Genomic DNA, 26369 nt, shown 5'->3' with positions numbered 1-26369 from the left:
CTGATGCCATTGCGCCAGCGCCTTGAAAACCTGCCGGTCGGCCAGAAACTGCTGGCCGCCCTGCTGGTGTTGTTGACCACGGTTCTGCTGGTCGCCAACCTGACCTTTATCAGCGCCGCCTACTACATTTCCCAGGAAAGCATGGCACCACAGGCCTTGCAGACCATCGGCCGGCTGATCGCCAATCCGAGTCTGGTCAGCGATGCGCTGGAGTCGCCGCGCAGCGCCGAGCGCCTGCTCAAGGAGCTCGACAGTTATTCACCGCTGCGCGCCGCCGCCTTGTATGACGGCAAGGGTGAACGTCTTGCGCAAGTGCAGCGCGGCGAAAAACTCAGCCTCCCCGAGCGCTACCGCCATGTCGAAGCCTGGCAACTCACCGAGTTCCGCAGCAATCAATTGATCACCCTACCCCGCCCCGGCGCCGCACCTGGGCATCTGTTGCTGGTCGCCAGCAGCGAACTGCCGATGGCGTTCTACACCGGCACTCTGACCGCAAGCCTCGGCATCCTGATCTTCAGCGTCTTGCTGTGGCTGGTCATCGCCCGGCAGATCAAACGTCTGATTACCCGACCGATTCACCAGCTTGAGGAATTGTCCCGGCAGGTCACCCGCGAAGAGAACTACGCCCTGCGCGCCGCGCGCGGCAACCACGACGAAATCGGCAGTCTGGCCGAGGCGTTCAACACCATGCTTTCGCGCATCGAAGCCCGCGAGCAGCAATTGAAACGCGCCCGCGACGACTCGCAGGCCGCCTACGATCAGGCGCAAGGCCTGGCCGAGGAAACCCGCCACACCAACCGCAAACTGGAACTGGAAGTCCAGGTGCGCAGCAAGATCGAAAAGAAACTCACCGGCTTCCAGAATTACCTCAACAGCATCATCGACTCGATGCCCTCGGCGCTGATCGCCCTCGACGAGCAGCTCTACGTCACTCAATGGAACCAGGAGGCCAGCGCGCTCTCCGGTACACGCCTGGATGAGGCTTTGAACCAGCCGATCTTCCTCGCCTTCGAACCGCTCAAGCCGTTTTTGCCGCAGCTCAAGGCCACCGTCGAACAGCACACCGTGGCCAAAGTCGACCGGGTAACCTGGTTCAAGGACGATGAACCCAAGCATTATGCGCTGACGTTTTATCCGCTGATGGGCGGTGCCGGGCGTGGCGTGGTGATCCGTATCGACGACATCACTCAGCGTCTGTCGCTGGAAGAAATGATGGTGCAGTCGGAGAAGATGCTCTCGGTCGGTGGCCTCGCGGCCGGCATGGCCCACGAAATCAACAACCCGCTCGGCGCGATCCTGCACAACGTGCAGAACATTCGCCGGCGTCTGTCGGCGGATCTGCCGAAGAACATCGAGACTGCCGAACAACTGGGCATCGAACTGGACACTGTGAACCGCTACCTGCAAGGCCGCGAAGTCCCGCAACTGCTCGACGGCATTCAACAGGCCGGCGCCCGCGCGGCGAAAATCGTCACGCACATGCTCAGCTTCAGCCGCCGCAGCACCCGGCAAATGGCGCCCTGCGATCTGCCGGCGCTGATCGATCAAGCCGTTGAGATCGCCGGCAACGACTTCGATCTGGCCATCGGTTTCGACTTCAAGGGCCAGGCGATCATCCGCCAGTTCGACCCGGCCCTGGGTCCAGTGCCGGGCACCGCCAACGAACTGGAACAGGTGCTGCTCAATCTGTTGAAAAATGCCGCGCAGGCGATTCATCAGCGCGAAGACGACAGCGAGCCGGGCCGGATCATTTTGCGCACCAGACTCAATCCGCCGTGGGCCGAGATTCAGGTCGAGGACAACGGCATCGGCATGAGCGAGAACGTGCGCAAGCGCACTTTCGAGCCGTTCTTTACCACCAAGGAAATCGGCCAGGGCACGGGGCTTGGTCTGTCGGTGTCGTACTTCATCATTACCAACAATCACAAAGGCCAGATGGAAGTGCAGTCGGCGCCCGGCCAGGGCACTTGCTTCACTCTGCGTCTGCCGCTGGTGCAGCCTGCGCCGTTGACCACCGAAACCAATTCACTACCGAGGTAACCCATGGGCTTTCGCTTGTCGAAGATCTACACCCGCACCGGCGACAAAGGCGAAACCGGCCTCGGTGACGGCCGTCGCGTCCCCAAGGATCACCCGCGCATCGAGGCGATCGGCGAGGTCGATACGCTGAACAGTCAGGTCGGCGTGTTGCTCGCCGGTTTGCTCGCCGAGCGCGAAGTGCATCCGGCGCTGAATGAAATCATCGAAGTGTTGGCGCCTTGTCAGCATCGCCTGTTCGACCTCGGTGGCGAACTGGCGATGCCTGAATATCAGGCGTTGAACGAGGCCGAAATCGAGCGGCTGGAAGCGGCCATCGATGTGTGGAATGAAGAGCTGGGGCCGCTGGAAAACTTCATCTTGCCGGGTGGTTCGATGTTGATTGCGCAGGCACATGTCTGCCGCAGTCTGGCGCGCAGTGCCGAGCGGCGCTGTCAGCATTTGAATGCGCTGGAGCCGTTGGCCGGGGTTGGCCTGGCGTATATCAATCGGTTGTCGGATTTGCTGTTTGTTGTGGCGCGGTTGATTGCGCGGCGGCAAGGGGTGGCGGAGATTTTGTGGCAGCCGGCTGCGAAACCTGGAGGAAAGTAGCGCCTGTCAGGGCGCCTTCGCGAGCAGGCTCGCTCCCACATTTGACTGCATTCTGACTGGAGAAATGCAATCCACTGTGGGAGCGAGCCTGCTCGCGAAGAGGTCGGTAGCCCTTACACTGGATCAGGCCAGAACGCCCGAATCCCCGCCACACCCTGAGCCCCAGCACCCCAAGCCTTCTCGCGCTCCGCCGGCCCTACTCCACCGAGCAGAAACACCGGTTTACTGAAACCGTCAATCAACGCCTGTGCCTGCTCCCACCCCAACGGCTGCGCATCCGGGTGCGTCAGCGTCGGCTGCACCGGCGACAGAGTGACGAAATCAACGCCCATCTGCTCGGCCAGCGCCAGTTCTTCGGCGTCATGGCAGGACGCCGCGAGCCAGCGCTCCGCCGGCAACGGACGTCCTGCCGCTGCGTATTTACGCAGTTGGGCAGCGGTGATGTGCCATCCGGCAGACGGGAAATCACCGAGCCATTCGAACGGCCCTTTGATCATCAACTGCGCCTTGCCGGCGCACAGGCCCACCGCATCCACCGCCAGATCCCGGTATTTCGGGTCGTAGCCGTTGGGTGCGCGCAGCTGGATCAGTTTGATGCCTCCGGCAATCGCCTTCTGGATGCCGCGCAACAAGGCCGGGCCTTCCAGATCTTCGGGAGTGATCAAGTATTCGGCAGGCAAGCGCGCCGCCGCGACGATCGGCTGATTGGCCGCCGGGAACTCGTAGTTGATCAATTCCCTGGCAGTGACCCAGGCCAGTGGCTGGCCTTCAGCGCCGTGGGGTTCGCCACTGAACGCCGAGACTTCCCAGACATCCAGCAAGACCTGTTTGTCCGGGTAATCGTGGCGAACCTTGATCAGCGGCCGGGCAGCATCAACGATGATGCCCAGCTCTTCGTGCAGCTCGCGAGCCAGTGCCGATTCGACAGACTCGTCAGCCTCGACCTTGCCACCGGGAAACTCCCACAAGCCGCCTTGATGCTGGGTGTCGGCACGGCGGGCGATAAGGATTTTGCCGGCGCCGTCACGAATGACGGCAGCGGCGACGTGGACGCGTTTCACGGGTTCAATTCCTCCAGTCCAGCCTTTTGCCACGCTTTGAAGGCGGGCCATTGGTAGATGGTTTCAACATAGGCTTCGTCGACCGCCGGCAGCTTCACCTGATAGGTGCGCAAGCGCACGGCGATCGGCGCGAAAAAGGCATCGGCAAGGCTGACACGACCGAACAGGTACGGCCCCTCTTCCGTCGCTGCCGCGCGGCATTCGGCCCACAGCGCGAGCATGCGTTCGATATCGACCTTCACTTCTGGCGGCACCGGGTTCAGCGGTGCGTCCTGGCTCAGGTTGAACGGCATGTGGTTACGCATGGCGAAGAAGCCGCTGTGCATTTGTGCGCAGGCCGAGCGGGCCTGGGCGCGGGCAAAGGTATCGCTCGGCCAGAGTTGCTCGGACGGAAACTGTTCGGCGAGGTACTCAGCAATGGCCAGCGAATCGGCGATGGTGCCACGGGTGGTTTGCAGCAACGGCACCTTGCCGGTCGGCGAGTGCTTGAGCAGGCGCTCGCGGGTGTCGGGTTTGCCGAGCTTGATCAGCTCTTCGCTGTAGGGTGCGCCGGTCAGGTCCAGCGCCAGTGCCGCACGCAGGGACCAGGAGGAAAGCAGTTTGTCGCCGATGATCAGGTGCAGGGACATGGTGTGGCGCCTTTTCGTCAGGGAAACAATCCAGAATGTCTGGCGTCTGGTCGTCCGTCATCGCGGGCAAGCCCGCTCCCACAGGTTTTGGTGGTGTACACGGCATTTGTGAACGACCGCAATCACTGTGGGAGCGGGCTTGCCCGCGAAGAGGCCGGCAGCCCACTCCCACACCTTGAATCAAGTACGGTATTCAGCGTTGATCTTCACGTACTCATGCGACAGGTCGGTGGTCCAGATGGTTTCGCTGCAATCACCGCGGCCCAGTTCGATGCGGATGGTGATTTCTTCCTGCTGCATCACGGCCGAGCCCTGGGCTTCAGTGTAGGTCGCGGCGCGGGCGCCACGGCTGGCGATGCACACGTCGCCGAGGAATACGTCGATCTTGCTCACGTCCAGATCCGGCACGCCGGCACGACCCACGGCAGCGAGGATACGGCCCCAGTTAGGGTCAGAGGCGAACAGCGCGGTCTTGATCAACGGCGAGTGGGCCACGGTGTAACCAACGTCCAGGCATTCCTGATGGTTGCCGCCGCCATTCACTTCAACGGTAACGAATTTGGTCGCGCCTTCGCCGTCACGCACGATGGCCTGGGCGACGTCCATGCACACTTCGAACACGGCTTGTTTCAGCTTGGCGAACAGCTCGCCTTCAGCGCGGGTGATTTCCGGCAGCGCGGCCTTGCCAGTGGCGATCAGCATGCAGCAATCGTTGGTCGAGGTGTCGCCGTCGATGGTGATGCGGTTGAACGACTTGTTGGCGCCGTCGAGCATCAGGTTGTGCAGCACCTCGCGGGAGACTTTGGCGTCGGTGGCGATGTAACCCAGCATGGTCGCCATGTTCGGCCGAATCATCCCGGCGCCTTTGCTGATGCCGGTGACAGTGATGGTCACGCCGTCATGCTCGAACTGGCGGCTGGCGCCCTTGGGCAGCGTGTCGGTGGTCATGATCCCGGTGGCCGCGGCTTCCCAGTTGTTCTCCGACAGATCATCCAGCGCGGCTTGCAGTGCGCCTTCGATTTTCTCGACCGGCAGCGGCTCGCCGATCACGCCAGTGGAGTACGGCAGAATCTGGCTGGCATCGACGCCGGTCAGCTCAGCCAATTTAGCGGTGGTGCGCTCGGCAGCCGCCAAGCCAGGCTCGCCGGTACCGGCGTTGGCATTGCCGGTATTGGTCAGCAAGTAACGCACAGCATTGTGCACGCGCTTTTTCGCCAGGATCACCGGCGCGGCGCAGAACGCGTTCAGGGTGAACACGCCAGCCACGGTGGAACCTTCAGCACAGCGCATCACCACTACATCCTTGCGCCCCGGGCGCTTGATGCCGGCCGAGGCGATACCGAGTTCAAAACCGGCAACCGGGTGCAACGTTGGCAAAGGACCAAGACCAACAGCCATGAATGCGCTCCTTACTCAATGATGTCAGCACCGCCAGGGGAAAGGACGGTGGGATAAATGGCAAAACGCCGCGACGGCAGGAGCCGGTCGCGGCGCGGGGTGTTCAGCGATTGAAACGGGTTTACTGGATCTGCCCGTGGCAATGCTTGTATTTCTTGCCCGAACCGCAGTAGCACAGTTCGTTGCGGCCCAGCTTCTGCTCGTTGCGAACCGGGGCAGCGGCGGTGGCCAGTGCCACATCGACCTCTTCACCCAACGCTTCCGGCTGATCCAGCCCAGGCGCTTCGGCGTGTTCGAACTGCATGCGCGCCGCCAGCGCTTCGGCTTCCTGACGCAGGCGTTGCTCTTCGGCTTCCGGATCTTCGCGACGCACCTGAACATGCGAGAGCACGCGGATCGAGTCGCGCTTGATCGAATCGAGGAGCTCGGAGAACAGTGTGAAGGATTCGCGCTTGTATTCCTGCTTCGGGTTCTTCTGCGCATAGCCACGCAAGTGAATGCCGTGACGCAGGTGATCCATGGTCGACAGATGATCTTTCCACAGGTCGTCGAGTACGCGCAGGACGATCTGCTTCTCGAACGAGCGCAGCGCCTCGGCACCGGCCTGATCTTCTTTCTCGTTGTAAGCCGCCATCAGCTCGGTCATGAGCTTCTCGCGCAGGGTTTCTTCGTACAGGTGATCGTCTTCGTCGAGCCATTGCTGGATCGGCAGTTTCACGCCGAAATCGCTTTCGATCGACGCTTCCAGACCGGCCACGTCCCACTGCTCTGGCAGCGATTGCGGCGGAATGTGCGCGCTGACGGTAGCGTTGAGCACGTCCTGACGGAAGTCGGCGATGGTCTCACCGATGTTGTCAGCGGCCAGCAACGTGTTACGCATGTGATAGATCACTTTACGCTGTTCGTTGTTGACGTCGTCGAACTCGAGCAGTTGCTTGCGGATGTCGAAGTTGCGGCCTTCAACCTTGCGCTGCGCCTTCTCGATCGCGTTGGTCACCATACGGTGCTCGATCGCTTCGCCCGGCTGCATGCCCAGGGCTTTCATGAAGTTCTTCACGCGGTCGGAGGCGAAGATGCGCATCAGGCTGTCTTCCAGCGACAGGTAGAAGCGGCTCGAACCGGCATCGCCCTGACGACCGGCACGGCCACGCAGCTGGTTGTCGATACGGCGCGATTCGTGACGCTCGGAAGCAATTACCTGCAAGCCGCCGGACTCCAGCACTTGCTGGTGACGCTTCTGCCAGTCGGCCTTGATCTGCGCGATCTGCTCAGGAGTCGGGTTCTCCAGCGAAGCGACTTCCACTTCCCAGTTGCCGCCCAACAGGATGTCGGTACCACGACCGGCCATGTTGGTGGCGATGGTCAGAGCCCCCGGACGACCGGCCTGAGCGATGATTTCAGCTTCTTTTTCGTGGAACTTGGCGTTGAGAACCTTGTGTTCGATGCCTTCTTTGACGAGCAATTCGGACATGTGCTCGGACGTCTCGATGGTCGCGGTACCCACCAGCACCGGACGACCGGCGGCCATGCTTTCCTTGATGTCCGCGACGATCGCCGCGTATTTCTCTTCGGCGGTGAGGAACACCAGGTCGTTGTAGTCTTTACGCGCCAACGGTTTGTTCGGCGGAATGACCATGACTTCCAGACCATAGATCTGGTGGAATTCGAACGCTTCGGTGTCGGCGGTACCGGTCATGCCGGACAGCTTGGTGTACAGACGGAAGTAGTTCTGGAAGGTGGTCGAGGCCAGGGTCTGGCTCTCGGCTTGGATGTTCAGACCTTCCTTGGCTTCGATAGCCTGGTGCAGGCCTTCGGACAGACGACGACCCGGCATGGTACGACCGGTGTGTTCGTCGACCAGTACGACCTGACCGTCCTGCACGATGTATTCAATGTTGCGATTGAACAGCTTGTGCGCACGCAGACCGGCATAGACGTGGGTCAGCAGACCGAGATTATGCGCCGAGTACAGGCTTTCGCCTTCGGCCAGCAGGCCGACGCGGGTGAGCATTTCTTCGATGAACTGGTGACCGGCTTCGTTGAGTTCGACCTGACGGGTCTTTTCGTCAACGGTGTAGTGACCGGCCTTGGTGACCTGGCCTTCGACTTCCTCGACATGCAGTTCCAGCTGCGGGATCAGTTTGTTGATCTCCATGTACAGCTTGGAGCTGTCCTCGGCCTGGCCGGAAATGATCAGCGGGGTACGCGCTTCGTCGATGAGGATGGAGTCGACTTCGTCGATCACGGCAAAGTTGAGTTCGCGCTGGAATTTTTCATCCATGCTGAACGCCATGTTGTCGCGCAGGTAGTCGAAACCGAATTCGTTGTTGGTGCCGTAGGTGATGTCGGCGGCGTAGGCGGCACGCTTTTCTTCCGGCGGCTGGAACGGCGTCACGACGCCGACAGTCAGGCCGAGGAATTCATACAGCGGACGCATCCAGTTGGCGTCACGGCGGGCCAGGTAGTCGTTCACGGTCACAACGTGCACGCCCTTGCCGGACAGTGCGTTGAGGTAAACACCCAGGGTGGCCACGAGGGTCTTGCCCTCACCGGTGCGCATTTCGGCAATCTTGCCTTCGTGCAGAGTCATGCCGCCGACGAGTTGCACGTCGAAGTGGCGCATGCCCATCACACGCTTGCCGGCCTCGCGGGCTACGGCAAAGGCTTCAGGCAACAGCTTGTCGAGGGTTTCCCCTTTGGCGATACGGGCCTTGAACTCGGCGGTCTTGGCGCGCAATTGATCGTCCGAAAGGGCCACCATTTGCTCTTCGAAGGCATTGACGAGCTGCACCGTCTTGAGCATGCGTTTGACTTCACGCTCGTTCTTGCTTCCAAAAAGTTTCTTTAACAAAGGCGCAAACATATCGGCAGGATCTTCCACACTAAAGGGATGGAGGGCGGCCCCGTGAGTCGCCCGTGCAGCCCTCATGGCCGCATGCGAACGAGCATTCTACCCGGAAACGGTGGTGAGGAAAGTGGCGATGTTCCACGATGCTGGCACTGCGCTTTGACGGGGCTCACTTAAAATAGGGGCGTTTTGCTCAACTTCAACCCGTCGGGGGAAAGAAGTCAGGCGTTGATTTAATGAGCAAATCAGGGACAAAAGCAATGGGCCAGAGGTTCCGCAGCTTTCTGCTACCATGGCGCCTCTGTGACTTTCAGGTGTTCGATCATGGCGTTTCGCCCTCTTACGGCCAGAGCACCCGCCGTTCTGCTACGCGAAGCCAAACCGCTCAAAGCCATCCTCGGCCATGCCCAGCGCCTGGAGCATTTGCAGCGTCTGCTCGAAAGCCAGCTGCAACCGGCCGCCCGCGAGCATTGCCGCGTGGCCAAGTGGCGCGAAGGCGAGCTGTCACTGGTGGTCACTGACGGCCATTGGGCGACGCGCCTGCGCTATCAGCAGAAACGCCTGCAACGGCAACTGCAACTTTTCGAAGAGTTCGCCAACCTGACGCGGATCAAATTCAGCGTGCGCCCGCCCATCGTGCAGCATCGGGCAACTGGGCACTCAATGGATCTGTCCAGCAGTGCGGCAGAGACGATTCAGTCGACGGCCGACGGGATCAGCGATCCGGGATTGCGCGCGGCGCTGGAGCGGCTGGCGGCGCATGCCAAGGGGAAAGCCTGAAGCAAAATCAAAAGATCGCAGCCTTCGGCAGCTCCTACAGAATGAATGTTTCAACTGTAGGAGCTGCCGAAGGCTGCGATCTTTGCTTTTAGCGGCGCTTGCTGCCGCCGAGCAGCGACCCCATCAACCCGCGCACCAACTGCTTGCCGAGATTATTGGCCGCCTGGCGCATCGCCGATTTCAGCGCCTGCCCTGCCGCCGTGCCGAGGAATTCGCCAGCGCGGTCAGCCAGGCTTGGCTCTGCGGCCGCTGGTTTGCCCGCTGGTGTTTCAGCCTCGGGCGCCAGCCCTTTGCGTCCCATCAGGATTTCATAGGCCGACTCGCGATCGATCGGCTTGTCATAACGGCCCTTGAACGGCGAGCCGGCGATCAGCACGGTGCGCTCGGTTTCAGTCAGCGGGCCGATCCGCGATTGCGGCGGCGCCACCAACACACGCTGGACCATTTCCGGCGTGCCCTTCTCGGTCAAGGTGCCCACCAACGCCTCACCAATACCTAACTCAGTCAGTACCGACAGACTGTCGAACGCCGGATTCGGCCGAAAGCCATCCGCCACGGCGCGCAGGGATTTCTGCTCTTTGGCGGTGAACGCACGCAGACCGTGTTGAATACGCAAGCCCAACTGCGCCAGCACGTCATCCGGCAGATCCGCCGGCGACTGGGTGACGAAATACACGCCAACGCCTTTGGAACGAATCAAACGCACCACTTGCTCGAGCCGTTCTTGCAGAGCTTTGGGCGTGTCGCTGAACAGCAAGTGCGCCTCGTCGAAAAACAGCGCCAGCAGCGGCTTGTCGGCGTCGCCGCGCTCGGGCAGTTGCTCGAACAACTCGGCCAGCAGCCACAGCAGGAACGTTGCGTAAACCTTCGGCGCCTCGTGCACCAGCCGACTGGCATCGAGCAGATGGATACGTCCACGGCCATCGGCGCCCGGTTGCAGAATGTCTTCGAGTTGCAGCGCCGGCTCGCCGAACAGGGCTTCGGCGCCCTGCTGTTCCAGCGTCGCCAACCGGCGCAGCAGCGCCTGGCTGGAACCGGTGGTCATCAGCGCGGCGTCTTCGCCGAGCAACTGTGGATTGTCCTTGAGGTGATTGAGCAGCGCTTTCAGATCCTTGAGATCCAGCAGCAACAGCCCTTCGCGATCCGCCACCTTGAAGGCCGCGTAAAGCGCCGACTGCTGACTGTCGGTCAGCTCGAGCAGGCTGCCGATCAGTAGCGGACCCATTTCGCTCAGCGTGGTGCGCAGCGGATGTCCGGATTCGCCGTGGATGTCCCACAGCGTCACGGGATAAGCCTGCGGCGTGTGACCGAGCCAGGGCATGCCGGCGATGCGCTCGGCCACTTTGCCCTGCGGGTTGCCGGCAGCACCGAGGCCGCACAGGTCGCCCTTGATGTCGGCAGCGAACACTGCCACACCGGCGTCGCTGAACGCTTCGGCCAGGCGCTGCAACGTCACGGTTTTACCGGTGCCGGTGGCGCCGGCGATCAGGCCGTGGCGGTTGGCCAGGCGCATGGCCTGAGCGATGGGTTGCGCGGCCGGATCAGCGCCGATAACGAGTTGCGAGGAGTCAGGCATTTTCTCACCCAATGGTTAATCTTTGATGACACATGGCCGATACATAAATTGGACAGACCCGCCAGAAAACCGGGTCGGACATTTCCCTAAGGAGAGCCGGAAATATCAATTTTTCAACCTTGCCCATAGTGCGCGTCTCTATCAAAGCACGCCCAGGACATTAAGACCTTAGCGGAACCCCAAGCCATGAACAAAAACCTGCGCTTCAGCCATAAGATTTTGCTTGCCGCCGCTCTCATCGTCATTGCCGCTTTTGCCTCGTTCACGTTGTACAACGACTGGCTGCAGCGCAATGCGATCCGCGATGATCTGAACAACTACCTCAATGAAATGGGCGAGGTCACCGCCGGCAACATCCAGACCTGGCTCAGCGGGCGCATTCTGCTGATCGAGAACGCCGCGCAGAACATCGCCATCAACCCGGAACCTGCCACGGTCGCCAGCCTGCTGGAACAGAAAAGCCTGACCTCGACGTTCATGGCCACCTACCTGGGCGATGCCACTGGCCACTTCACCATCCGCCCGGACGTGAAGATGCCGGACGGTTTCGATCCGCGCGTGCGCCCTTGGTATAAAGGTGCCGAAAGCAGCAGCACGTCGACCCTGACCGAACCCTACATCGATGCGGCCACCGGCCAGTTGATCATTTCCATCGCCACCGCGTCGAAAAAGGCCGGGCAGAGCGTCGGCGTGGTCGGCGGCGACCTCAGCCTGCAATCGCTGATCGACACCCTCGCCGCGCGGGATTTCGACGGCATGGGCTATGCGTTTCTGATCAGCGCTGACGGCAAGATCCTCGTCCACCCGGACAAGGCCCTGGTAATGAAGTCGCTCAAAGAAGCCTACCCACAAGACACGCCGCGCATCAGCAGCGATTTCAGCGAAGTGAGCGTCGACGGCAAAACCCGCATCGTCACCTTCGCCCCGATCAAGGGCCTGCCGTCGGTGAACTGGTACATCGGTCTGTCGATCGATAAAGACCAGGCCTACGCGATGCTCAGCGAATTCCGCACCTCAGCGGTAATCGCAACCATCATTGCCGTGGTAATCATCATTGCCCTGCTCGGCATGCTCATCCGCCTGCTGATCCAGCCGCTGCACGTGATGACCCGCGCCATGGAAGACATCGCCGACGGCGAAGGCGACCTGACCAAACGCCTGAACATCGTCAATAACGATGAATTCGGCATCCTCGGCACCGCATTCAACCGCTTCGTCGAGCGTATTCACGGTTCGATCCGCGAAGTGTCCTCGGCCACCGGCCAGGTCAACGAGGTCGCCCTGCGCGTGGTCGCTGCGTCGAACTCGTCGATGTACAACTCCGACCAGCAAGCTTCGCGCACCAGCAGTGTTGCCGCCGCGATCAATCAGCTCGGCGCCGCCGCCCAGGAAATCGCCCGCAACGCCGCGCAAGCGTCGAATCAGGCCAGCGACGCCCGGGGTCTGGCCGAAGATGGCCAGCAAGTGGTGGAGCGCAGCATCAAAGCGATGAACCAGCTGTCGAGCATGCTCAGCGCGTCGAGCACCAACATCGAGTCGCTGAACAGCAAGACCGTCAACATCGGCCAGATTCTCGAAGTGATCACCAGCATTTCCCAGCAGACCAACCTGTTGGCGCTGAACGCGGCGATCGAAGCGGCACGCGCCGGTGAGGCCGGTCGTGGTTTTGCCGTGGTGGCCGACGAAGTGCGCAACCTCGCGCACCGCACTCAGGAATCGGCCCAACAGGTGCAGACCATGATCGAGGAGCTGCAAGTCGGCGCCCGTGAGTCGGTGAGCACCATGAGCGATAGCCAGCGTCACAGCCAGGACAGCGTCGAGATCGCCAACCTCGCCGGCGAACGCCTGAACAGCGTGACCCTGCGCATTGGCGAGATTGACGGGATGAACCAGTCGGTGGCGACAGCGACCGAAGAACAAACCGCTGTGGTCGAGTCGATCAATGTCGATATCACCGAGATCAACACGCTGAACCAGGAAGGCGTGGAGAACCTGCAAGCGACGTTGCGCGCTTGTTCGGATCTGGAGCAGCAGGCTTCGCGTCTCAAACAGTTGGTTGGCAGCTTCAGGATTTAAGCTGCGACGACTGGCCGCTTCGCGAGCAGGCTCGCTCCCACAGGGAAAATGCACTCCATTGTGGGAGCGAGCCTGCTCGCGAATATCTACGTTTCAACAAAACCCGAGTGACACCCCACCGCGCAATCCCGACCGAACATCTATTCTGGATAACGGTCAATCAAGGGAGAACAACACAGCGGAGGGTTGCTCACCGTGCATATCGCCGACATCACCATGTTCTACGCCCCGGCCAGCGGAGGCGTGCGGACTTATCTGGATGCCAAACACCGTCGCCTTGGCGAGCGCAACGCCATTCGCCACAGCCTGCTGATCCCCGGCGCGAGACTGGGTGAACATGACGGCATTTATACGGTTCCAGCGCCCGCCCTGCCCTTTGGCAAAGGCTATCGCTTCCCGCTGCGGCTGGCGCCATGGCGAAACGTCCTGCAGGATCTGCAGCCGGATCTGATCGAAGTCGGCGATCCCTACCTCACCGCATGGGCGGCGCTGGATGCGCGGCGGCAGCTGGACGTTCCGGTGATCGGCTTTTATCACTCGGATCTGCCGCTGCTGGCGGGCAATCGCATGGGCCATTGGGTCACACCGAATGTCGAGGCTTATGTCACGCGTCTCTACGGCAATTTCGACCGCGTTCTCGCGCCGAGCCAGGTCATGGCCGACAAGCTCATCGGGCTTGGTGTACGCAATGTCCATGTGCAACCGCTAGGCGTGGATCTGCACACCTTCCATCCCGACGCCCGCGACCCCGGGCTGCGGGCCGAGCTGGGCATTGCCGAAGACACGCGCCTGCTGATCTTTGCCGGGCGCGGTTCCAAGGAGAAAAACCTGCCGGTGCTGCTCAAGTGCATGCAACGCCTCGGTCCGCGCTATCACTTGTTGTTGGTCGGCTCGTCGATGCCTGCGGCGGTGCCGGACAACGTCAGCGTCATCGACGAATTCTGCCCGGCGCCGAAAGTCGCGCGGCTGATGGCCAGCGCCGATGCGCTGCTGCATGCCGGCGACCAGGAAACCTTCGGCCTGGTCATCCTTGAGGCCATGGCCTGCGGCATTCCCGTGGTGGCGGTGGCGGCCGGGGCGTTTGAAGAGATCGTCAACGATTCCTGCGGCCTGCTCTGTGCGCCGAACAATCCGCAGGCCATGGCCAATGCCGTGCGCGAGCTGTTCAGTCGCGGCTGCGCCCGCCTCGGTCAACAGGCGCGCCAGCACGTCGAACGGCGTTATGCCTGGGACACCGTGGTCGACAGCCTGCTCAGCCACTATCACGCCGTGCTCGGCCATACGCTGCCCCGGGTGGCCAATGGTTGAACACATGAAAGCCGTATGTCTGGTGTTGCATGATGTGGCGCCCTCGACGTGGGCGGATTACCAGCCCTTCGTCGAGGCTGTCGATGCCTTGGGTGATGTGCCGATGACGTGGCTGGTGGTGCCGGATTTCCATCGCCACGATGCGCTTGACGCCAACCCGGCGTTTCGCCGAGTGCTCGATGCCAGGGTCGCCCGAGGCGATGAACTGGCGCTGCACGGCTACTACCACGACGATCAGGAACCCATGCCAAACACCCCGCGCGACTGGTTCATGCGCCGGGTCTACACCCATGAAGGCGAGTTTTACCGCCTGTCCCGCGAAGCTGCCCTTGCCCGCCTGCACGCAGGTCTGGACATGTTTCAGCGCTACGACTGGCCGGTGCAGGGTTTCGTCGCCCCGGCCTGGCTGATGAGCGACGGCACCCGTCAGGCCTTGCGCGAATTACCGCTCAGCTACACCAGCGATCCGCAGCATCTTTATCGCTTGCCCGACTTCAGCGCCATAGATGCACCGGGGCTGGTGTGGAGTGCGCGCAGTGCCTGGCGGCGCGGCGTGTCGAAAATCGTCAGCGACCAGCGTGAACAGCGCTGGCGCGAGGCATCGGTGATTCGTCTGGGCCTGCATCCGGTGGACATGCGTCACCGGTTTTCTCGCGATTACTGGTTGCACACGCTGCAACGACTGCTGGCGGAGGGACGCGTGCCGCTGACCAAGATCGACTGGCTGGCCCGACAGCGCGGTCAGCTGGAACGCGCAGCATGAAGCGCAGCCTGTTGTTGCTGATCGGCCTGCTGGCGGCGGTGCTGATTCCGGTACTGCTCGGCGGCGGCGAGACGTGGTCGCGCCTGCGCAGTTTTCCGCTGCACTGGCTGTTGATCATGTTCGGCATGATTCTGCTCTGCTGGGGGATCAATACGCTGCGTTTGCGTTTGTTGCTCGGCGACCAGCGAGAAAAAGTCGCGCCCTTGAAAAGCCTCGGCGTGGTGATGGCGGCCGAGTTCGCGTACTGCGCCACGCCCGGCGGTAGTGGCGGACTGCTGACGATCATGGCATTGCTCGCCCGGTGCGGCGTGCGTCCGGCGCGGGGCAGCGCGGTGTTTGCCATGGATCAGCTCAGCGATCTGCTGTTCTTTCTCTGCGCACTCAGCGGGATTCTGATCTATGCGCTGTTCCAGCACCTGAGCGATCGCCTCGAGTGGCTGCTGACCGTCAGCGCCGTTTCGTTGTTTGGGGGGTTGTTCAGTTGCGTGTTGATCGCGCGTTATCACCGAGCGTTGATTCGCCTGAGCGGGCGGCTGTTGGCAGGAATGAACGTGACGGCACGCACTCGTCGACGCTGGGCGCGCAAGTTGCTGCACTTTCTCGCAGCGTTTACCGATACCTTGAAGTTGCCCTGGCAGACGCTGGTTCAGGTGTTCGCCCTGACCTGCGTGCACTGGCTGCTGCGCTACAGCGTGCTGTATCTGGCCCTGCGCGGGCTCGGCGCGGATTTGCAGTGGGCGTGGAGCTTTCTGGTGCAGATGCTCTCGCTGGGCGCCGGCCAGTTCAGTCTGTTACCCGGCGGTGCCGGTGCGGCAGAGCTGACCTCGGCTGCGCTGCTCGCGCCGATGGTGGGCAAATCCACCGCAGCGGCGGCGATCCTGATCTGGCGCGTGGTGACGTATTACTTCTATCTGCTGGTTGGCGGCCCGGTGTTCGTGTTGATGCTGGGCAAGCCGTTGCTGAAGAAGTTGATGAACGTCAGGCAGGCTTCTTAGGTTCGTCCTGCTCTTGCTGGAGCTGCTCCCAAAGCTCGGCGGCACCGGGGAATTCGGTGCCGTCGTCCGGGCTCATGTCATCCGGGTCGTAACGACTCAGGCAACCCTCGCCGAGAGTGGCGGGCGCTTTGGAAGTGGCTTTGTCCAGTGGATCGCTCATGACTTTTCCTCGGGCTCAAATGACAAGGGCCTGAGCGATTCAACGCCTAGGCCCTTGGTTTTTCAAGCGTGTCGTGCTCGATCAGAACACGACTGTCTTGTTGCCGTGCACCAGCACGCGGTCTTCCAGGTGATAACGCAGACCACGGGCCAGCACCATCTTCTCGACGTCACGGCCGAAACGCACCATGTCTTCGATGCTGTCGCTGTGGCTGACACGCACCACGTCCTGCTCGATGATCGGGCCGGCGTCCAGCTCTTCAGTGACATAGTGGCAGGTCGCGCCGATCAGCTTGACGCCGCGCAGGGACGCCTGGTGATACGGCTTGGCGCCGACGAACGATGGCAGGAAGCTGTGGTGAATGTTGATGACTTTGTGCGCGTATTCGCGGCACATGTCCGGCGGCAGGATCTGCATGTAGCGCGCCAGCACCACCACTTCGGCGTCGTGCTGTTTGACCAGCCGCGATACTTCGTCGAATGCTGGTTGCTTGTCCTGCGGATTGACCGGCACGTGGTAGTAAGGGATGCCGTGCCACTCGACCATGCTGCGCAGGTCGTCATGGTTGGAGATCACGCAGGCGATTTCGCAATCCAGTTCATCGCTGTGCCAGCGGTGCAGCAGGTCGGCCAGGCAGTGGGATTCGCGGCTGGCCATCAGCACCACGCGTTTTTTCTGTTCGGTGTCGGTGATGCGCCAGTCCATCGAGAACTCTTCGGCGATCGGCGCGAACTTCTCGCGCAATTCTTCAATACCGAACGGCAGGGAATCGGCACGGATTTCGTGACGCATGAAGAACCAGCCCACTTGATTGTCAGAGTGGTGGCTCGCTTCGGTGATCCAGCCATTATGAGAGGCCAGAAAATTACTGACTTTGGCAACGATGCCAACGCGGTCCGGGCAAGAGATCACCAGCCGAAAAGTGCGCATGAGGGGGAAACTCCAGAACTTCACAAAGGTCGCCATTCTAGCGACTGCGCAGGAAAACTGCAGTACGCATACGTGCCGGGTGGGACAAAGCATGGTCAAACGGCTTTCTGACGCAGGTCTTACGTCAAGACCGTGACGCTTTAGCGGGGCTTTTGTCAGACAACTGTAAATATCTGTGCTGACTGCATCACATTATTTAACGGAACATTCAAAGCGCGGCTAATTCCTGTAACTCATTTAAATAAAAAGCCGATCTAAATGTTTACTTGATGAAACAGCCTGACTATTATTGCGGCACTGTCCCCTGTCATTCAGCATTCTACAAAAGGTAGTACTCATGTCCTTGATCAACGAATATCGCGCCACCGAAGAAGCCATCAAAGAGCTGCAAGCCCGTCTGAAGAACCTGTCCGAAGACGACAAACTGCAAGCCGAACTGGAATTCGAAGGCAAACTGCGCACGCTGATGGGTGAATACTCCAAGTCCCTGCGTGACATCATCGCGCTGCTGGATCCGGAAGCCAAATCCAAGGCTCCACGCGGCGGCGCAGTGAAAACTACCGGCACCAAGCGTGCACGCAAAGTTAAGCAATACAAAAACCCGCACAACGGTGAAGTCATCGAAACCAAAGGTGGCAACCACAAGACTCTGAAAGAGTGGAAAGCCAAGTGGGGCGGCGACGTGGTTGAAGGCTGGGCTACCCTGCTGGGCTAAGCCGCAACACCTTCGCAGAGCGATCCGCGAACAAAAGAACGCCAGCTAGCGCTGGCGTTTTTTTATGCCCGCAGATTAATTACGGGTATGTTCGATTTCATAGATTCAAACGTTTGCGTAATGCCTGGACATAATTCTGCCAGTCATTGAGTACCTCTCGCTGCATTGGCGTCGCACTAAGCGACCATTGCTCTGCCGCCTCGATAAATGACTGCACGGTATTCGGCGCACCGGCCTCAGGTTGCGTAAGGCGCTGCTGACAAAATAATTTCCAGCGCTCTTGCTCGGCCACGTCCAGGGTGTCCGGAAAGTTGCGTGCTCGATATCGAAAAAGTAATTCAGGCAAACGTTCATCATCGAAAGGCCACTGCTCTTGCGCCAACTGCGCAGGATCCGCCGTTCGAACTTGTTCGCATAAACGACGATCTCGATCACCGATAAATCCATCGTACAACTGCTGCTCGGGATCTTCGTTGGGCGTGAAATCTTCGCTGGCATAAATCGCCGCGACTTTATCTTTCCAGACTTGTTGTGCGTCAGTTAGTCGCACTGCCCGCTCATGATAAAGCGCCATGTCCAGCCCAAGGCGCTGCTGGTCTTGTGCGCGCAATACCGCCAGCGGCGCTACAACCGGGCAGCGATTGATATGAATCAGTTTGAGCGGCACCGGCAACTCACCTTCGGCCAACTCATCGCGACGGGTATAAAGACGCTGACGCAAGGCTTGCGCATCGAGGTCCAGCAACCCCTGCGGATCAAGATGCAGATCACAGACGATCAAGGCGTTGCGATTTTTCGGGTGCCAGGCCAGCGGCAACACCACGCCGACATAACTGCGCGCCGCCGAGAAACGCCCGGACACATGCACCAGTGGCTGCAACAGGCGGATCTGATCCATCACCTTCTGTTTGCTGCGCAACTGGAACAGCCACTCGTAGAGCTTGGGTTGTTTCTCGCGAATCAGCCGCGCCAACGCGATGGTGGCGCGCACATCCGACAGCGCCTCGTGGGCATGGCCGTGATCGATATTGTTGGCCGCCGTGAGACGTTCGAGCTTGAGGGTCACGCGGCCTTCATCATCGGTCGGCCAGACCAGACCATCGGGGCGCAATGCGTAAGCGGCGCGCACCACATCAATCAGATCCCAGCGACTGTTGCCACCCTGCCATTCACGGGCATAGGGGTCGAAGAAATTGCGATACAGGCTGTAGCGGGTCATTTCGTCGTCGAAACGCAAGGTGTTGTAACCGGCGCCACAGGTCCCCGGAGCGGCCAGTTGCGCATGCACGCGGGTCATGAAATCGGCTTCGCTCAAGCCTTTTTCAGCGAGCTGGCCCGGGGTGATGCCGGTGATCGCGCACGCCGCCGGGTGCGGCAGGATGTCCTCGCTGGGCTGGCAATAGAGATTGACCGGCTCGTCGATTTCGTTGAGCGCGTGGTCAGTGCGAATCCCGGCCACCTGCAGCGGACGGTCGTTGCGCGGATTGATGCCAGTGGTTTCGTAGTCGTACCAGAAGATTGAAGTCACGGGCGAATCCTGAACAGAAGATCGGCGAAGTCTAGGCGTTTCAGGGTTGCCACGGCCAGCCTGGTCGCCCTCGAACAGCAATTTCTCCAGATTCCTACAACTGGAATGCATTGCCCTTGTGGGAGCGAGCCTGCTCGCGAAGGCTTTCCGTCAGGTGCACATAGGCTGACTGATCCACCACATTCGCGAGCAGGCTCGCTCCCACACCCGAGAGGCTGCTAGCATCAGGCGCACTTGCATCCCGAACAGGCGAACATCAGGTAGCCCATGCTCGAGCCCACAGCACCGCGAAGGAAAGCACCGCTGGATACCCGGCATCAGGTCGAAACGCCGGAAGGCATCGACCTGCCACTGCGCCCCGCCGGGTTGATGGTGCGCGCCGTGGCGTTTGCCATCGATCTAGGCATTCGCGGCTTGATCCTCGGCGTGCTGTTTATCGCGCTGGCATTTCTCGGCAAGCTCGGCATGGGCCTCGGTTCCTTGCTGCTGTTTGCCATCAGCTGGTGGTACATGGTGCTGTTCGAGGTGCTGCGTCAGGGCCGTTCGCCGGGCAAGCAATGGCTGGGTTTGCGCGTGGTGCACGATGACGGCACGCCGATCGGCTGGTCGGCCTCGCTATTGCGCAACCTGCTGCGCTTTGTCGATCTACTGCCCTTCGGCTATTTCCTCGGTGCGCTCAGTTGCCTGCAACACCCAACCTTCAAACGCCTCGGCGACATTGCCGCCGGCACCTTGGTGGTTTACAGCGAACGCCCGCTGAGCCGCCCGCAACTGCCTGACGCTGAACCTCGCCGCAGCCCCGTTCCGCTGACCTTGAGCGAACAACGCGCGGTACTCGGTTTCGCCGAGCGTCAGGCCGAGCTCTCTCCCGCACGGGTCAACGAGCTGGCGGCATTGCTGGCGCAGCCGTTGCACATCTCTGCGCCCAAAGCCGTGTCTGAACTCAACGGCATCGCGCGCGGCCTGTTGGGGCCGAGCGCATGAAGCAGAGCCTGTTCGAAAGTCGCCACAAGGCCGAATGGGAGCGCTTCGCCGTGGCGCTCGAACGCCTGGAAAAAGGCAAGGAGACAGCGCAAGTCAGCGATTTTCCCAAGGCCTATCGGCGTCTCTGCCAACATCTGGCTCTGGCCCAGGCGCGCGGCTACAGCAGCTTTCTGATCGATACGTTGCAACAACAAGTACTGCGCGGCCATCAACAGCTCTATCGGCATCGCAGTCGGCTCGGGGCGCAAATCATCAGCTTTATCCTCGCCGACTTCCCGCGACTGGTGCGCGAACAGTGGCGTTTCGTTGCGGCCGCCAGCCTGTTGTTCTTCGGCAGCCTGATCGGTTTTGGCGTGCTGGTTTATCTGTTCCCGGAACTGATCTACAACCTGATCCCGGCCGAGCAGGTGCGCGAGATGCAAGGCATGTACGACCCCGTTGCCGGCCACCTCGGCCGCTCGGCGGAACGTGCGGCCAGCGAAGACTGGGTAATGTTCGGCTATTACGTGATGCACAACACGGGCATCGCCTTTCAGACGTTCGCCAGCGGTTTGCTGATGGGCGTGGGCAGCGGTTTTTTCCTGCTTTACAACGGCATGATCATCGGCGCGGTGGCCGGGCATCTCAGCGAGATCGGTTTCGGCCAGACCTTCTGGTCGTTCGTGATCGGTCACGGTGCGTTCGAACTGAGCGCCATTGCCCTCGCCGGCGCGGCGGGCCTCAAGCTGGGCTGGGCGCTGATCGCCCCCGGACGTCTGACATGGGGCGAGGCGCTGCGTCTGGCCGCACGCAAAAGCGTGTTGCTGGTGTGTGGGGCGATGTTGTTCCTGTTGATCGCAGCATTCATCGAGGCTTATTGGTCGTCGAAAACCAGTGTCACGCCGCTGACCAAATACGCCGTCGGCGCCGCGCTGTGGCTGGCCGTCGCGGTTTATCTGTCGTTGGCCGGAAGGATTCGTCATGCGCCTGAGTGACGCCAGCGTAGTGATCCGCCCGCGCACGACCTGGGAAGCCATGGACCTGGGCGTGTTGATGAGCCAGCAGCATCGCCGGTTGTTGATGACCAGTTGGGCGATCGTCACCCTGCCGCTGTTCGCCCTGCTCAGCCTGTTGCTGTGGGATTGGCCATCACTGGCGGTGTTCATTTTCTGGTGGCTGAAACCGGCCTACGAACGCCTGCCGCTGTACATCCTCTCCAAAGCGCTGTTCGGTGAAACGCCAACCCTCAGACAAGCCTTGCGCGAGTGGCCGCGCCTGCTCAAGCCGCAACTGCTGGCCAGTCTGACCTGGCGACGGCTGAGTCTGAGTCGCAGCTTTGTGCTGCCGGTGACGCAACTCGAAGGCCTGAATGGCGAGGCCAGACAACAACGTCTGCAGGTGCTGCTGCAACGCAACGGTGGCGCCGCGCAATGGCTGACGATTATCGGCGTGCATCTGGAAACCGCACTGTGGATCGGCTTGATGCTGCTGTTCTACATGCTCTTGCCGCAGCAGATCGAAACCGACTGGGACTGGCAGTCGCTGCTGCTCGCCGCCGATCAGGACTGGCGCTGGCTGGAGCACCTGACCAACGTTTTTTATGCGCTGATCCTGGTGGCCTGGGGACCGGTGTATGTCGCCTGCGGCTTCAGCCTGTACCTGAACCGTCGCACGCAACTGGAAGCCTGGGACATCGAGCTGGTTTTCCGCCGTTTGCGCCAGCGTTTGAACAGCAGCGTGCTCGGTGTGTTGCTGGCGGCGTGTCTGCTGCTGCCGAACCTGCAACCGGTATGGGCCAGCGATACGCCGGATGCTCCACGGTTGCTCAATCAGCCGCTGACCAGTCAGGCATCGCGCGACAGCATCCAGTCGCTGCTCGAACAACCGCCGTTCAAGAACAAGGAAAGCGTCACCCGCTATCGTTTCGGAGACGACCCGGCAAGCCCGGCCAAGGACGCGCAACCGGGTGAGGCTCCGCAGTGGCTGAAAACCCTTCTCGGTTGGCTCGACGGTCGACACCTTGATGCCTTGGCGAACGTGATTGAAGTGCTGTTGTGGGGCGCGCTGATTGCCGCGCTGGGCTGGCTGGTCTGGCGTTATCGCGAATTTCTCCGGGCCTTCGTCAGTCGTCGCCCGAACCTGCCCTCGCGCAGCAAACCACCGGCGCCGCCACACGTCTTCGGGCTGGATCTGAACCGTGAAACCCTTCCCGATGACATCGCCGCCAGTGCCGAACAATTGTGGCTGAGCGAACCTCGCGCCGCGCTGGGCCTGCTCTATCGCGGCCTGCTCAGCCATCTGCTGCATGATTTCAACCTGACGCTCAAAGCCGCCGACACCGAGAGCCAGATCCTCAACCGCATCGAGCAATTGCAACGCCCGGACCTGCTCGCCTACAGCCGCAACCTCACTGTTCACTGGCAGAACATGGCCTACGGGCACCGACTTCCAGCCGCGCACCTGCAAGCAGAGCTGTGTAACGGCTGGCGTGAATTGTTCAGCAAAGGGTCCGGGCATTGAACCGGCGCATTGGCGGGTCGTTGGCTGCGCTGGCGTTTTTGCTGCTTGGCGGCTTGAGTCTGTTCCTCTACCTCAAAGCCCGCCCTTATCAGGAAGTCATCGATCACGGCCCCTCGCCTGCCGCGCAAGCCAATCCTTATCTTGCGGCAGAAATGTTCCTGAGCGAGCGCGGCCTCGCGGTCAGCCACGCCGAGACCTTGACGGTGCTGCCGCAGATTGATCCGCACAGCCACACCTTGTTGTTGTTCGGCGAGCGCGCACGGATGACGCCGCGTGAAGTCGATCAGGTGCTGAACTGGACTCGCGCCGGAGGACGTCTGGTGTTCGTCGCCGAATCGTTGTGGGATGCGCAAACCGGGCAAAGCAATGATCTGCTGCTCGACAAGGTGCAACTGCACCAATCGCTGAGCAAGGACTTGAAAGATCCTCCCGAGGACGGGGAAAAGGACCGCTTCCCGAAACTGACCAAACTGTATCTGGAAGATGAAGACGCGCCGGCCTACGCCGGTTTCGACACCGACTTCCACCTCGACGACCCGAACAATGTCGCGCAAGCCTGGGCCAACAGCGCCAAGGCCACGCACATGATGCAACGGGTGTACGGCCTCGGCACGGTCACCGTGGTCACCGATGCCGAGCTGTGGAAAACCCCGGCTATCGGCAAATACGACAACGCCTGGCTGCTCTGGTATCTGAGCGCCGACACCGACGTCACGCTGATTTACAACACCGCACACGATGGTCTGTGGACGTTGCTCTGGCGCTACTTCCCGCAGGCCATCGTCGCCCTGCTCGCCTTGATCGGCCTGTGGTTGTGGCAGGCCGGCGTGCGTCACGGCCCGGTGCAAATGCCGGCGCCAGCGGGTCGCCGCCAACTGCTGGAGCATCTGCGTGCCAGTGCCGATTTCCTCCTGCGCCACAACGGCCAGCAGGCGCTGCTGCAAGCCTTGCAACAAGACATCCTGCGCCGCGCGCGCCGCCGCCATCCCGGTTTCGATCAATTGAATGTCGCCGAGCAATGGCTGGCGTTATCGCGCCTGACCCGGCAACCCACCCGCGCCATCAGCCAGGCCCTGAGCCCACGACCGAAGCAGCGTTTGTCCAGCGCCGAATTCAGCCGTCAGGTCGCTCATCTGCAAACCTTGAGGAACGCGTTATGACTGAACAGATCGAGCCCGGCAGCGCGACGCACGCCGCCCAGCAGCGCCAGCGTGCCAGCCAGTTGGCGCAAGCGGTGCGCAACGAATTGAACAAGGCGCTGATCGGCCAGGATGCAGTGGTCGACGACGTGCTGACCGCGCTGATTGCCGGCGGCCACGTGCTGCTTGAAGGCGTGCCCGGCCTGGGCAAGACCTTGCTGGTGCGGGCACTGGCGCGATGCTTCGGCGGCGAGTTCGCGCGCATCCAGTTCACCCCTGATCTGATGCCCAGCGACGTCACCGGTCACGCCGTGTATGACTTGCAGACCGAGCAGTTCAAGTTGCGCAAAGGCCCGCTGTTCACCAACCTGCTGCTGGCCGACGAGATCAACCGCGCGCCGGCGAAAACCCAGGCAGCGCTGCTCGAAGCCATGCAGGAGCGCCAGGTGACACTCGAAGGTCGCGCCCTGCCCATCGCGCAACCGTTCATGGTGCTGGCGACGCAGAATCCGATCGAACAGGAAGGCACCTATCCACTGCCGGAAGCCGAGCTTGACCGCTTCATGCTCAAGGTGCGCATGGATTACCCCGACGCCGATCAGGAGCTGAACATGGTCCGTCAGGTCTGTCGTTCGACCCGCGCCGACATGCTCGATGTGCAACCGCTGCGCACGGTCTTGCAAGCCAAGGATGTTCAAGCCTTGCAGCGCATCGCCAGTGATTTGCCGCTGGACGATCAGGTCCTCGATTACGCCGTGCGCCTGGCGCGCAGCACGCGCACCTGGCCGGGGCTGACCCTCGGCGCCGGGCCACGCGCCTCGATTGCATTGGTTCGCTGTGCCCGTGCCCGGGCGTTGTTGCGCGGCGGCGAGTTTGTAATCCCGGATGACATCAAAGGCTGCGCGCTGGCGGTGTTGCGTCATCGCGTGCGCATCGCGCCGGAGCTGGATATCGAAGGCCTGCAGGTCGATCAGGTGCTCACGCAATTGCTCGATCAAGTGCCGGCGCCGCGCCTGTGAAACCGTCTCGGCTGCTGCTGATCTGGCTGGCCCTGCTGGTGGTTATCAGTATCGTGCTCGGCGCGTTGCAGGCGTTGCAGATCGACCTCCCGTCCAGCCTGATTTCGATCAACTGGGGTTTGCTCCTGGCGCTGCTGGCCTTGGCGGTGATCGACGCTGTGCGCCTCAGACGCCTGCCCTCGCCGCGCATCAAGCGACAGATGCCCGGCAGCCTGGCATTGGGGCGCTGGGCGGAGGTGAAGCTGGAGGTGGCCCATGAATTTGCCGAGCCACTGGCCATTGGACTCTTCGACCACGTTCCCGACGGTCTGGCGTTTGACCATCTGCCGATGCTTGTCGAGCTTCAACCCGGCCATGTCAGCCAGATCAGCTACCGTCTGCGCCCTCTCGAACGCGGGCATTTCAGCTTCGAACAGTGCGAAGTCAACCTGCCCAGCCCTTTGGGATTATGGTCCGGCAAACGCCTGCTCAGCGTCCGCGACGAAACCCGCGTCTTCCCGGACTTCGCCCGGCTTTACGGCGGCGAGTTGCGCGCCGTCGACAACTGGCTCAGCCAGCTCGGCGTGCGCCAGCGACAACGGCGCGGTCAGGGTCAGGAATTCCATCAGTTGCGCGAATTTCGCGAGGGCGACAGCCTGCGCCAGATCGACTGGAAAGCCACCGCCCGCCAGCGCACACCGATTGCCCGCGAGTACGAAGACGAAAGAGATCAGCAGATCATTTTCATGCTCGACTGCGGCCGGCAGATGCGCAGCCAGGACGGTGAGCTGTCGCACTTCGATCACGCGCTCAATGCCTGCCTGTTACTCAGTTATGTGGCGTTGCGCCAAGGGGATGCGGTGGGCATGAGTACCTTTGCCGGTGATAAGCCGCGCCATGTCGCGCCGGTCAAAGGCAGCGGCCAACTGAATGTCTTGCTCAACGCTGTTTATGACCTTGGGAGCACTCAGCGCCCCGCCGATTATCAGGCTGCCGCCAACCAGCTATTAACCCGCCAAAAGCGCCGGGCGCTGGTAGTGCTGGTAACCAATTTGCGCGATGAAGACGAGCAACTGCTGGCCGCAGTCAAACGCCTGAGCGCACAACATCGGGTGCTGGTGGCGAGCCTGCGTGAACAGGCGTTGGATACATTGCGCCAGACCACGGTGCAAACGTTGCCCGAGGCACTCGCCTACTGCGGCACCATCGATTTTCTCAATGCCCGCTCGCAACTCCATGAGCGGCTGACTGCTCATGGCGTTGCAGTGATGGATGTTCGGCCCGCCGAGCTGGGGGCCGGACTGGTGACAAGTTACATGAGCTGGAAAAAGACCGCTGCGATCTGACAGATTCG

22 protein-coding genes and 1 pseudogene are annotated in these 26369 nt (G+C 61.3%); 15 read left to right on the top strand and 8 right to left on the bottom strand.

What is annotated here, in order from left to right; genetic code table 11:
• Positions 1 to 3 precede the first annotated feature (3 nt).
• Both AB4N48_RS03975 and AB4N48_RS03970 read left to right on the top strand, forming a co-directional pair.
• Complete coding sequence (locus tag AB4N48_RS03975; protein ID WP_076563949.1) at positions 4 to 2040, top strand: sensor histidine kinase; 2037 nt, start codon at positions 4 to 6, stop codon at positions 2038 to 2040.
• 3 nt (positions 2041 to 2043) lie between these two features.
• Positions 2044 to 2628, top strand: a complete 585-nt coding sequence (locus AB4N48_RS03970) for a cob(I)yrinic acid a,c-diamide adenosyltransferase (protein ID WP_150637464.1) — start codon at positions 2044 to 2046, stop codon at positions 2626 to 2628.
• 113 nt (positions 2629 to 2741) lie between these two features.
• Here the strand turns inward: AB4N48_RS03970 and AB4N48_RS03965 are convergent, their stop codons facing one another.
• The 4 genes from AB4N48_RS03965 to secA form a co-directional block, all read right to left on the bottom strand.
• The gene (locus AB4N48_RS03965; RefSeq protein WP_252882570.1) at positions 2742 to 3689 is read right to left on the bottom strand and encodes a Nudix family hydrolase; all 948 of its coding nucleotides are present in this window, start codon (positions 3687 to 3689) and stop codon (positions 2742 to 2744) included.
• The gene (locus AB4N48_RS03960; protein WP_024014096.1) at positions 3686 to 4318 is read right to left on the bottom strand and encodes a glutathione S-transferase family protein; all 633 of its coding nucleotides are present in this window, start codon (positions 4316 to 4318) and stop codon (positions 3686 to 3688) included. The genes AB4N48_RS03965 and AB4N48_RS03960 overlap by 4 nt, the downstream gene beginning before the upstream one ends.
• A gap of 180 nt (positions 4319 to 4498) precedes the next feature.
• Positions 4499 to 5716, bottom strand: a complete 1218-nt coding sequence (gene argJ / locus AB4N48_RS03955; RefSeq protein ID WP_041479803.1) for a bifunctional glutamate N-acetyltransferase/amino-acid acetyltransferase ArgJ — start codon at positions 5714 to 5716, stop codon at positions 4499 to 4501.
• A 121-nt stretch (positions 5717 to 5837) separates the two neighbouring features.
• Complete coding sequence (gene secA, locus AB4N48_RS03950) at positions 5838 to 8579, bottom strand: preprotein translocase subunit SecA (protein ID WP_038861039.1); 2742 nt, start codon at positions 8577 to 8579, stop codon at positions 5838 to 5840.
• A 309-nt stretch (positions 8580 to 8888) separates the two neighbouring features.
• Here secA and AB4N48_RS03945 point away from each other — a divergent pair, with 309 nt between their 5' ends.
• On the top strand, positions 8889 to 9344 hold the full coding sequence (locus AB4N48_RS03945) for a DUF721 domain-containing protein (protein ID WP_460094847.1): 456 nt from the start codon (positions 8889 to 8891) through the stop codon (positions 9342 to 9344).
• Between the two features lie 88 nt (positions 9345 to 9432).
• On the opposite strand, the gene AB4N48_RS03940 is transcribed toward AB4N48_RS03945, so the two are convergent.
• A complete protein-coding gene (locus AB4N48_RS03940) occupies positions 9433 to 10920 on the bottom strand; it encodes a helicase HerA-like domain-containing protein (protein WP_460094846.1) in 1488 nt (495 codons plus the stop codon).
• A gap of 186 nt (positions 10921 to 11106) precedes the next feature.
• On the opposite strand from AB4N48_RS03940, the pseudogene AB4N48_RS03935 reads away from it, so the two are divergent.
• The 5 genes and pseudogenes from AB4N48_RS03935 to AB4N48_RS03915 form a co-directional block, all read left to right on the top strand.
• A pseudogene (locus AB4N48_RS03935) lies at positions 11107 to 12090 on the top strand (HAMP domain-containing protein); the annotation flags it as partial.
• A gap of 141 nt (positions 12091 to 12231) precedes the next feature.
• On the top strand, positions 12232 to 12996 hold the full coding sequence (locus AB4N48_RS03930; protein WP_425375757.1) for a methyl-accepting chemotaxis protein: 765 nt from the start codon (positions 12232 to 12234) through the stop codon (positions 12994 to 12996).
• A 216-nt stretch (positions 12997 to 13212) separates the two neighbouring features.
• On the top strand, positions 13213 to 14304 hold the full coding sequence (locus tag AB4N48_RS03925) for a glycosyltransferase family 4 protein (protein WP_460095546.1): 1092 nt from the start codon (positions 13213 to 13215) through the stop codon (positions 14302 to 14304).
• The gene (locus tag AB4N48_RS03920; protein WP_406227245.1) at positions 14297 to 15067 is read left to right on the top strand and encodes a DUF2334 domain-containing protein; all 771 of its coding nucleotides are present in this window, start codon (positions 14297 to 14299) and stop codon (positions 15065 to 15067) included. The genes AB4N48_RS03925 and AB4N48_RS03920 overlap by 8 nt, the downstream gene beginning before the upstream one ends.
• Positions 15064 to 16062 (top strand): lysylphosphatidylglycerol synthase transmembrane domain-containing protein, encoded by a 999-nt coding sequence (locus AB4N48_RS03915; protein ID WP_460094845.1) that lies wholly within the window; start codon positions 15064 to 15066, stop codon positions 16060 to 16062. The genes AB4N48_RS03920 and AB4N48_RS03915 overlap by 4 nt, the downstream gene beginning before the upstream one ends.
• Here the strand turns inward: AB4N48_RS03915 and AB4N48_RS03910 are convergent.
• Positions 16046 to 16222 (bottom strand): hypothetical protein, encoded by a 177-nt coding sequence (locus AB4N48_RS03910; protein WP_016773478.1) that lies wholly within the window; start codon positions 16220 to 16222, stop codon positions 16046 to 16048. The genes AB4N48_RS03915 and AB4N48_RS03910 overlap by 17 nt on opposite strands.
• Before the next feature lie 81 nt (positions 16223 to 16303).
• Positions 16304 to 17152: a formyltetrahydrofolate deformylase gene (gene purU / locus AB4N48_RS03905; RefSeq protein ID WP_041479808.1), complete on the bottom strand. Its 849-nt coding sequence runs from the start codon at positions 17150 to 17152 to the stop codon at positions 16304 to 16306.
• 337 nt (positions 17153 to 17489) lie between these two features.
• Between purU and mvaT the strand changes: the two genes are divergently transcribed.
• The gene (mvaT, locus tag AB4N48_RS03900; RefSeq protein WP_016773476.1) at positions 17490 to 17867 is read left to right on the top strand and encodes a histone-like nucleoid-structuring protein MvaT; all 378 of its coding nucleotides are present in this window, start codon (positions 17490 to 17492) and stop codon (positions 17865 to 17867) included.
• 97 nt (positions 17868 to 17964) lie between these two features.
• Here mvaT and sbcB read toward each other — a convergent pair whose 3' ends face one another.
• Positions 17965 to 19395, bottom strand: coding sequence for an exodeoxyribonuclease I (sbcB, locus tag AB4N48_RS03895; RefSeq protein WP_323621628.1), 1431 nt, complete (start codon positions 19393 to 19395; stop codon positions 17965 to 17967).
• A 267-nt stretch (positions 19396 to 19662) separates the two neighbouring features.
• Between sbcB and AB4N48_RS03890 the strand changes: the two genes are divergently transcribed.
• Genes AB4N48_RS03890 through AB4N48_RS03865 form a run of 6 tightly spaced genes read left to right on the top strand, consistent with a single transcriptional unit; the run spans position 19663 to position 26361 of the window.
• The gene (locus AB4N48_RS03890) at positions 19663 to 20379 is read left to right on the top strand and encodes an RDD family protein (protein ID WP_041479810.1); all 717 of its coding nucleotides are present in this window, start codon (positions 19663 to 19665) and stop codon (positions 20377 to 20379) included.
• A complete protein-coding gene (locus tag AB4N48_RS03885) occupies positions 20376 to 21353 on the top strand; it encodes a stage II sporulation protein M (protein ID WP_406227250.1) in 978 nt (325 codons plus the stop codon). Before AB4N48_RS03890 ends, AB4N48_RS03885 begins: the two co-directional genes overlap by 4 nt.
• A complete protein-coding gene (locus tag AB4N48_RS03880) occupies positions 21340 to 22878 on the top strand; it encodes a DUF4129 domain-containing protein (RefSeq protein WP_305381427.1) in 1539 nt (512 codons plus the stop codon). The genes AB4N48_RS03885 and AB4N48_RS03880 overlap by 14 nt, the downstream gene beginning before the upstream one ends.
• Complete coding sequence (locus AB4N48_RS03875) at positions 22875 to 24038, top strand: DUF4350 domain-containing protein (RefSeq protein WP_460094844.1); 1164 nt, start codon at positions 22875 to 22877, stop codon at positions 24036 to 24038. The genes AB4N48_RS03880 and AB4N48_RS03875 overlap by 4 nt, the downstream gene beginning before the upstream one ends.
• A complete protein-coding gene (locus AB4N48_RS03870; protein WP_133339789.1) occupies positions 24035 to 25036 on the top strand; it encodes an AAA family ATPase in 1002 nt (333 codons plus the stop codon). Before AB4N48_RS03875 ends, AB4N48_RS03870 begins: the two co-directional genes overlap by 4 nt.
• Positions 25033 to 26361: a DUF58 domain-containing protein gene (locus AB4N48_RS03865; RefSeq protein WP_406227253.1), complete on the top strand. Its 1329-nt coding sequence runs from the start codon at positions 25033 to 25035 to the stop codon at positions 26359 to 26361. The genes AB4N48_RS03870 and AB4N48_RS03865 overlap by 4 nt, the downstream gene beginning before the upstream one ends.
• The last annotated feature ends 8 nt before the right edge of the window (positions 26362 to 26369 follow it).

Source organism: Pseudomonas sp. S2_C11 (assembly GCF_054668395.1).
This window is presented reverse-complemented; position numbering and strand designations above follow the sequence as displayed.

Coding starts and splice junctions, on each gene's coding strand:
- AB4N48_RS03975 (WP_076563949.1), top strand. CDS start 4: ATGCCATTGCGCCAGCGCCTTGAAAACCTGCCGGTCGGCCAGAAACTG.
- AB4N48_RS03970 (WP_150637464.1), top strand. CDS start 2,044: ATGGGCTTTCGCTTGTCGAAGATCTACACCCGCACCGGCGACAAAGGC.
- AB4N48_RS03960 (WP_024014096.1), bottom strand. CDS start 4,318: ATGTCCCTGCACCTGATCATCGGCGACAAACTGCTTTCCTCCTGGTCC.
- argJ (WP_041479803.1), bottom strand. CDS start 5,716: ATGGCTGTTGGTCTTGGTCCTTTGCCAACGTTGCACCCGGTTGCCGGT.
- secA (WP_038861039.1), bottom strand. CDS start 8,579: ATGTTTGCGCCTTTGTTAAAGAAACTTTTTGGAAGCAAGAACGAGCGT.
- AB4N48_RS03945 (WP_460094847.1), top strand. CDS start 8,889: ATGGCGTTTCGCCCTCTTACGGCCAGAGCACCCGCCGTTCTGCTACGC.
- AB4N48_RS03940 (WP_460094846.1), bottom strand. CDS start 10,920: ATGCCTGACTCCTCGCAACTCGTTATCGGCGCTGATCCGGCCGCGCAA.
- AB4N48_RS03930 (WP_425375757.1), top strand. CDS start 12,232: ATGTACAACTCCGACCAGCAAGCTTCGCGCACCAGCAGTGTTGCCGCC.
- AB4N48_RS03925 (WP_460095546.1), top strand. CDS start 13,213: ATGTTCTACGCCCCGGCCAGCGGAGGCGTGCGGACTTATCTGGATGCC.
- AB4N48_RS03920 (WP_406227245.1), top strand. CDS start 14,297: ATGGTTGAACACATGAAAGCCGTATGTCTGGTGTTGCATGATGTGGCG.
- AB4N48_RS03915 (WP_460094845.1), top strand. CDS start 15,064: ATGAAGCGCAGCCTGTTGTTGCTGATCGGCCTGCTGGCGGCGGTGCTG.
- AB4N48_RS03910 (WP_016773478.1), bottom strand. CDS start 16,222: ATGAGCGATCCACTGGACAAAGCCACTTCCAAAGCGCCCGCCACTCTC.
- purU (WP_041479808.1), bottom strand. CDS start 17,152: ATGCGCACTTTTCGGCTGGTGATCTCTTGCCCGGACCGCGTTGGCATC.
- mvaT (WP_016773476.1), top strand. CDS start 17,490: ATGTCCTTGATCAACGAATATCGCGCCACCGAAGAAGCCATCAAAGAG.
- AB4N48_RS03890 (WP_041479810.1), top strand. CDS start 19,663: ATGCTCGAGCCCACAGCACCGCGAAGGAAAGCACCGCTGGATACCCGG.
- AB4N48_RS03885 (WP_406227250.1), top strand. CDS start 20,376: ATGAAGCAGAGCCTGTTCGAAAGTCGCCACAAGGCCGAATGGGAGCGC.
- AB4N48_RS03880 (WP_305381427.1), top strand. CDS start 21,340: ATGCGCCTGAGTGACGCCAGCGTAGTGATCCGCCCGCGCACGACCTGG.
- AB4N48_RS03870 (WP_133339789.1), top strand. CDS start 24,035: ATGACTGAACAGATCGAGCCCGGCAGCGCGACGCACGCCGCCCAGCAG.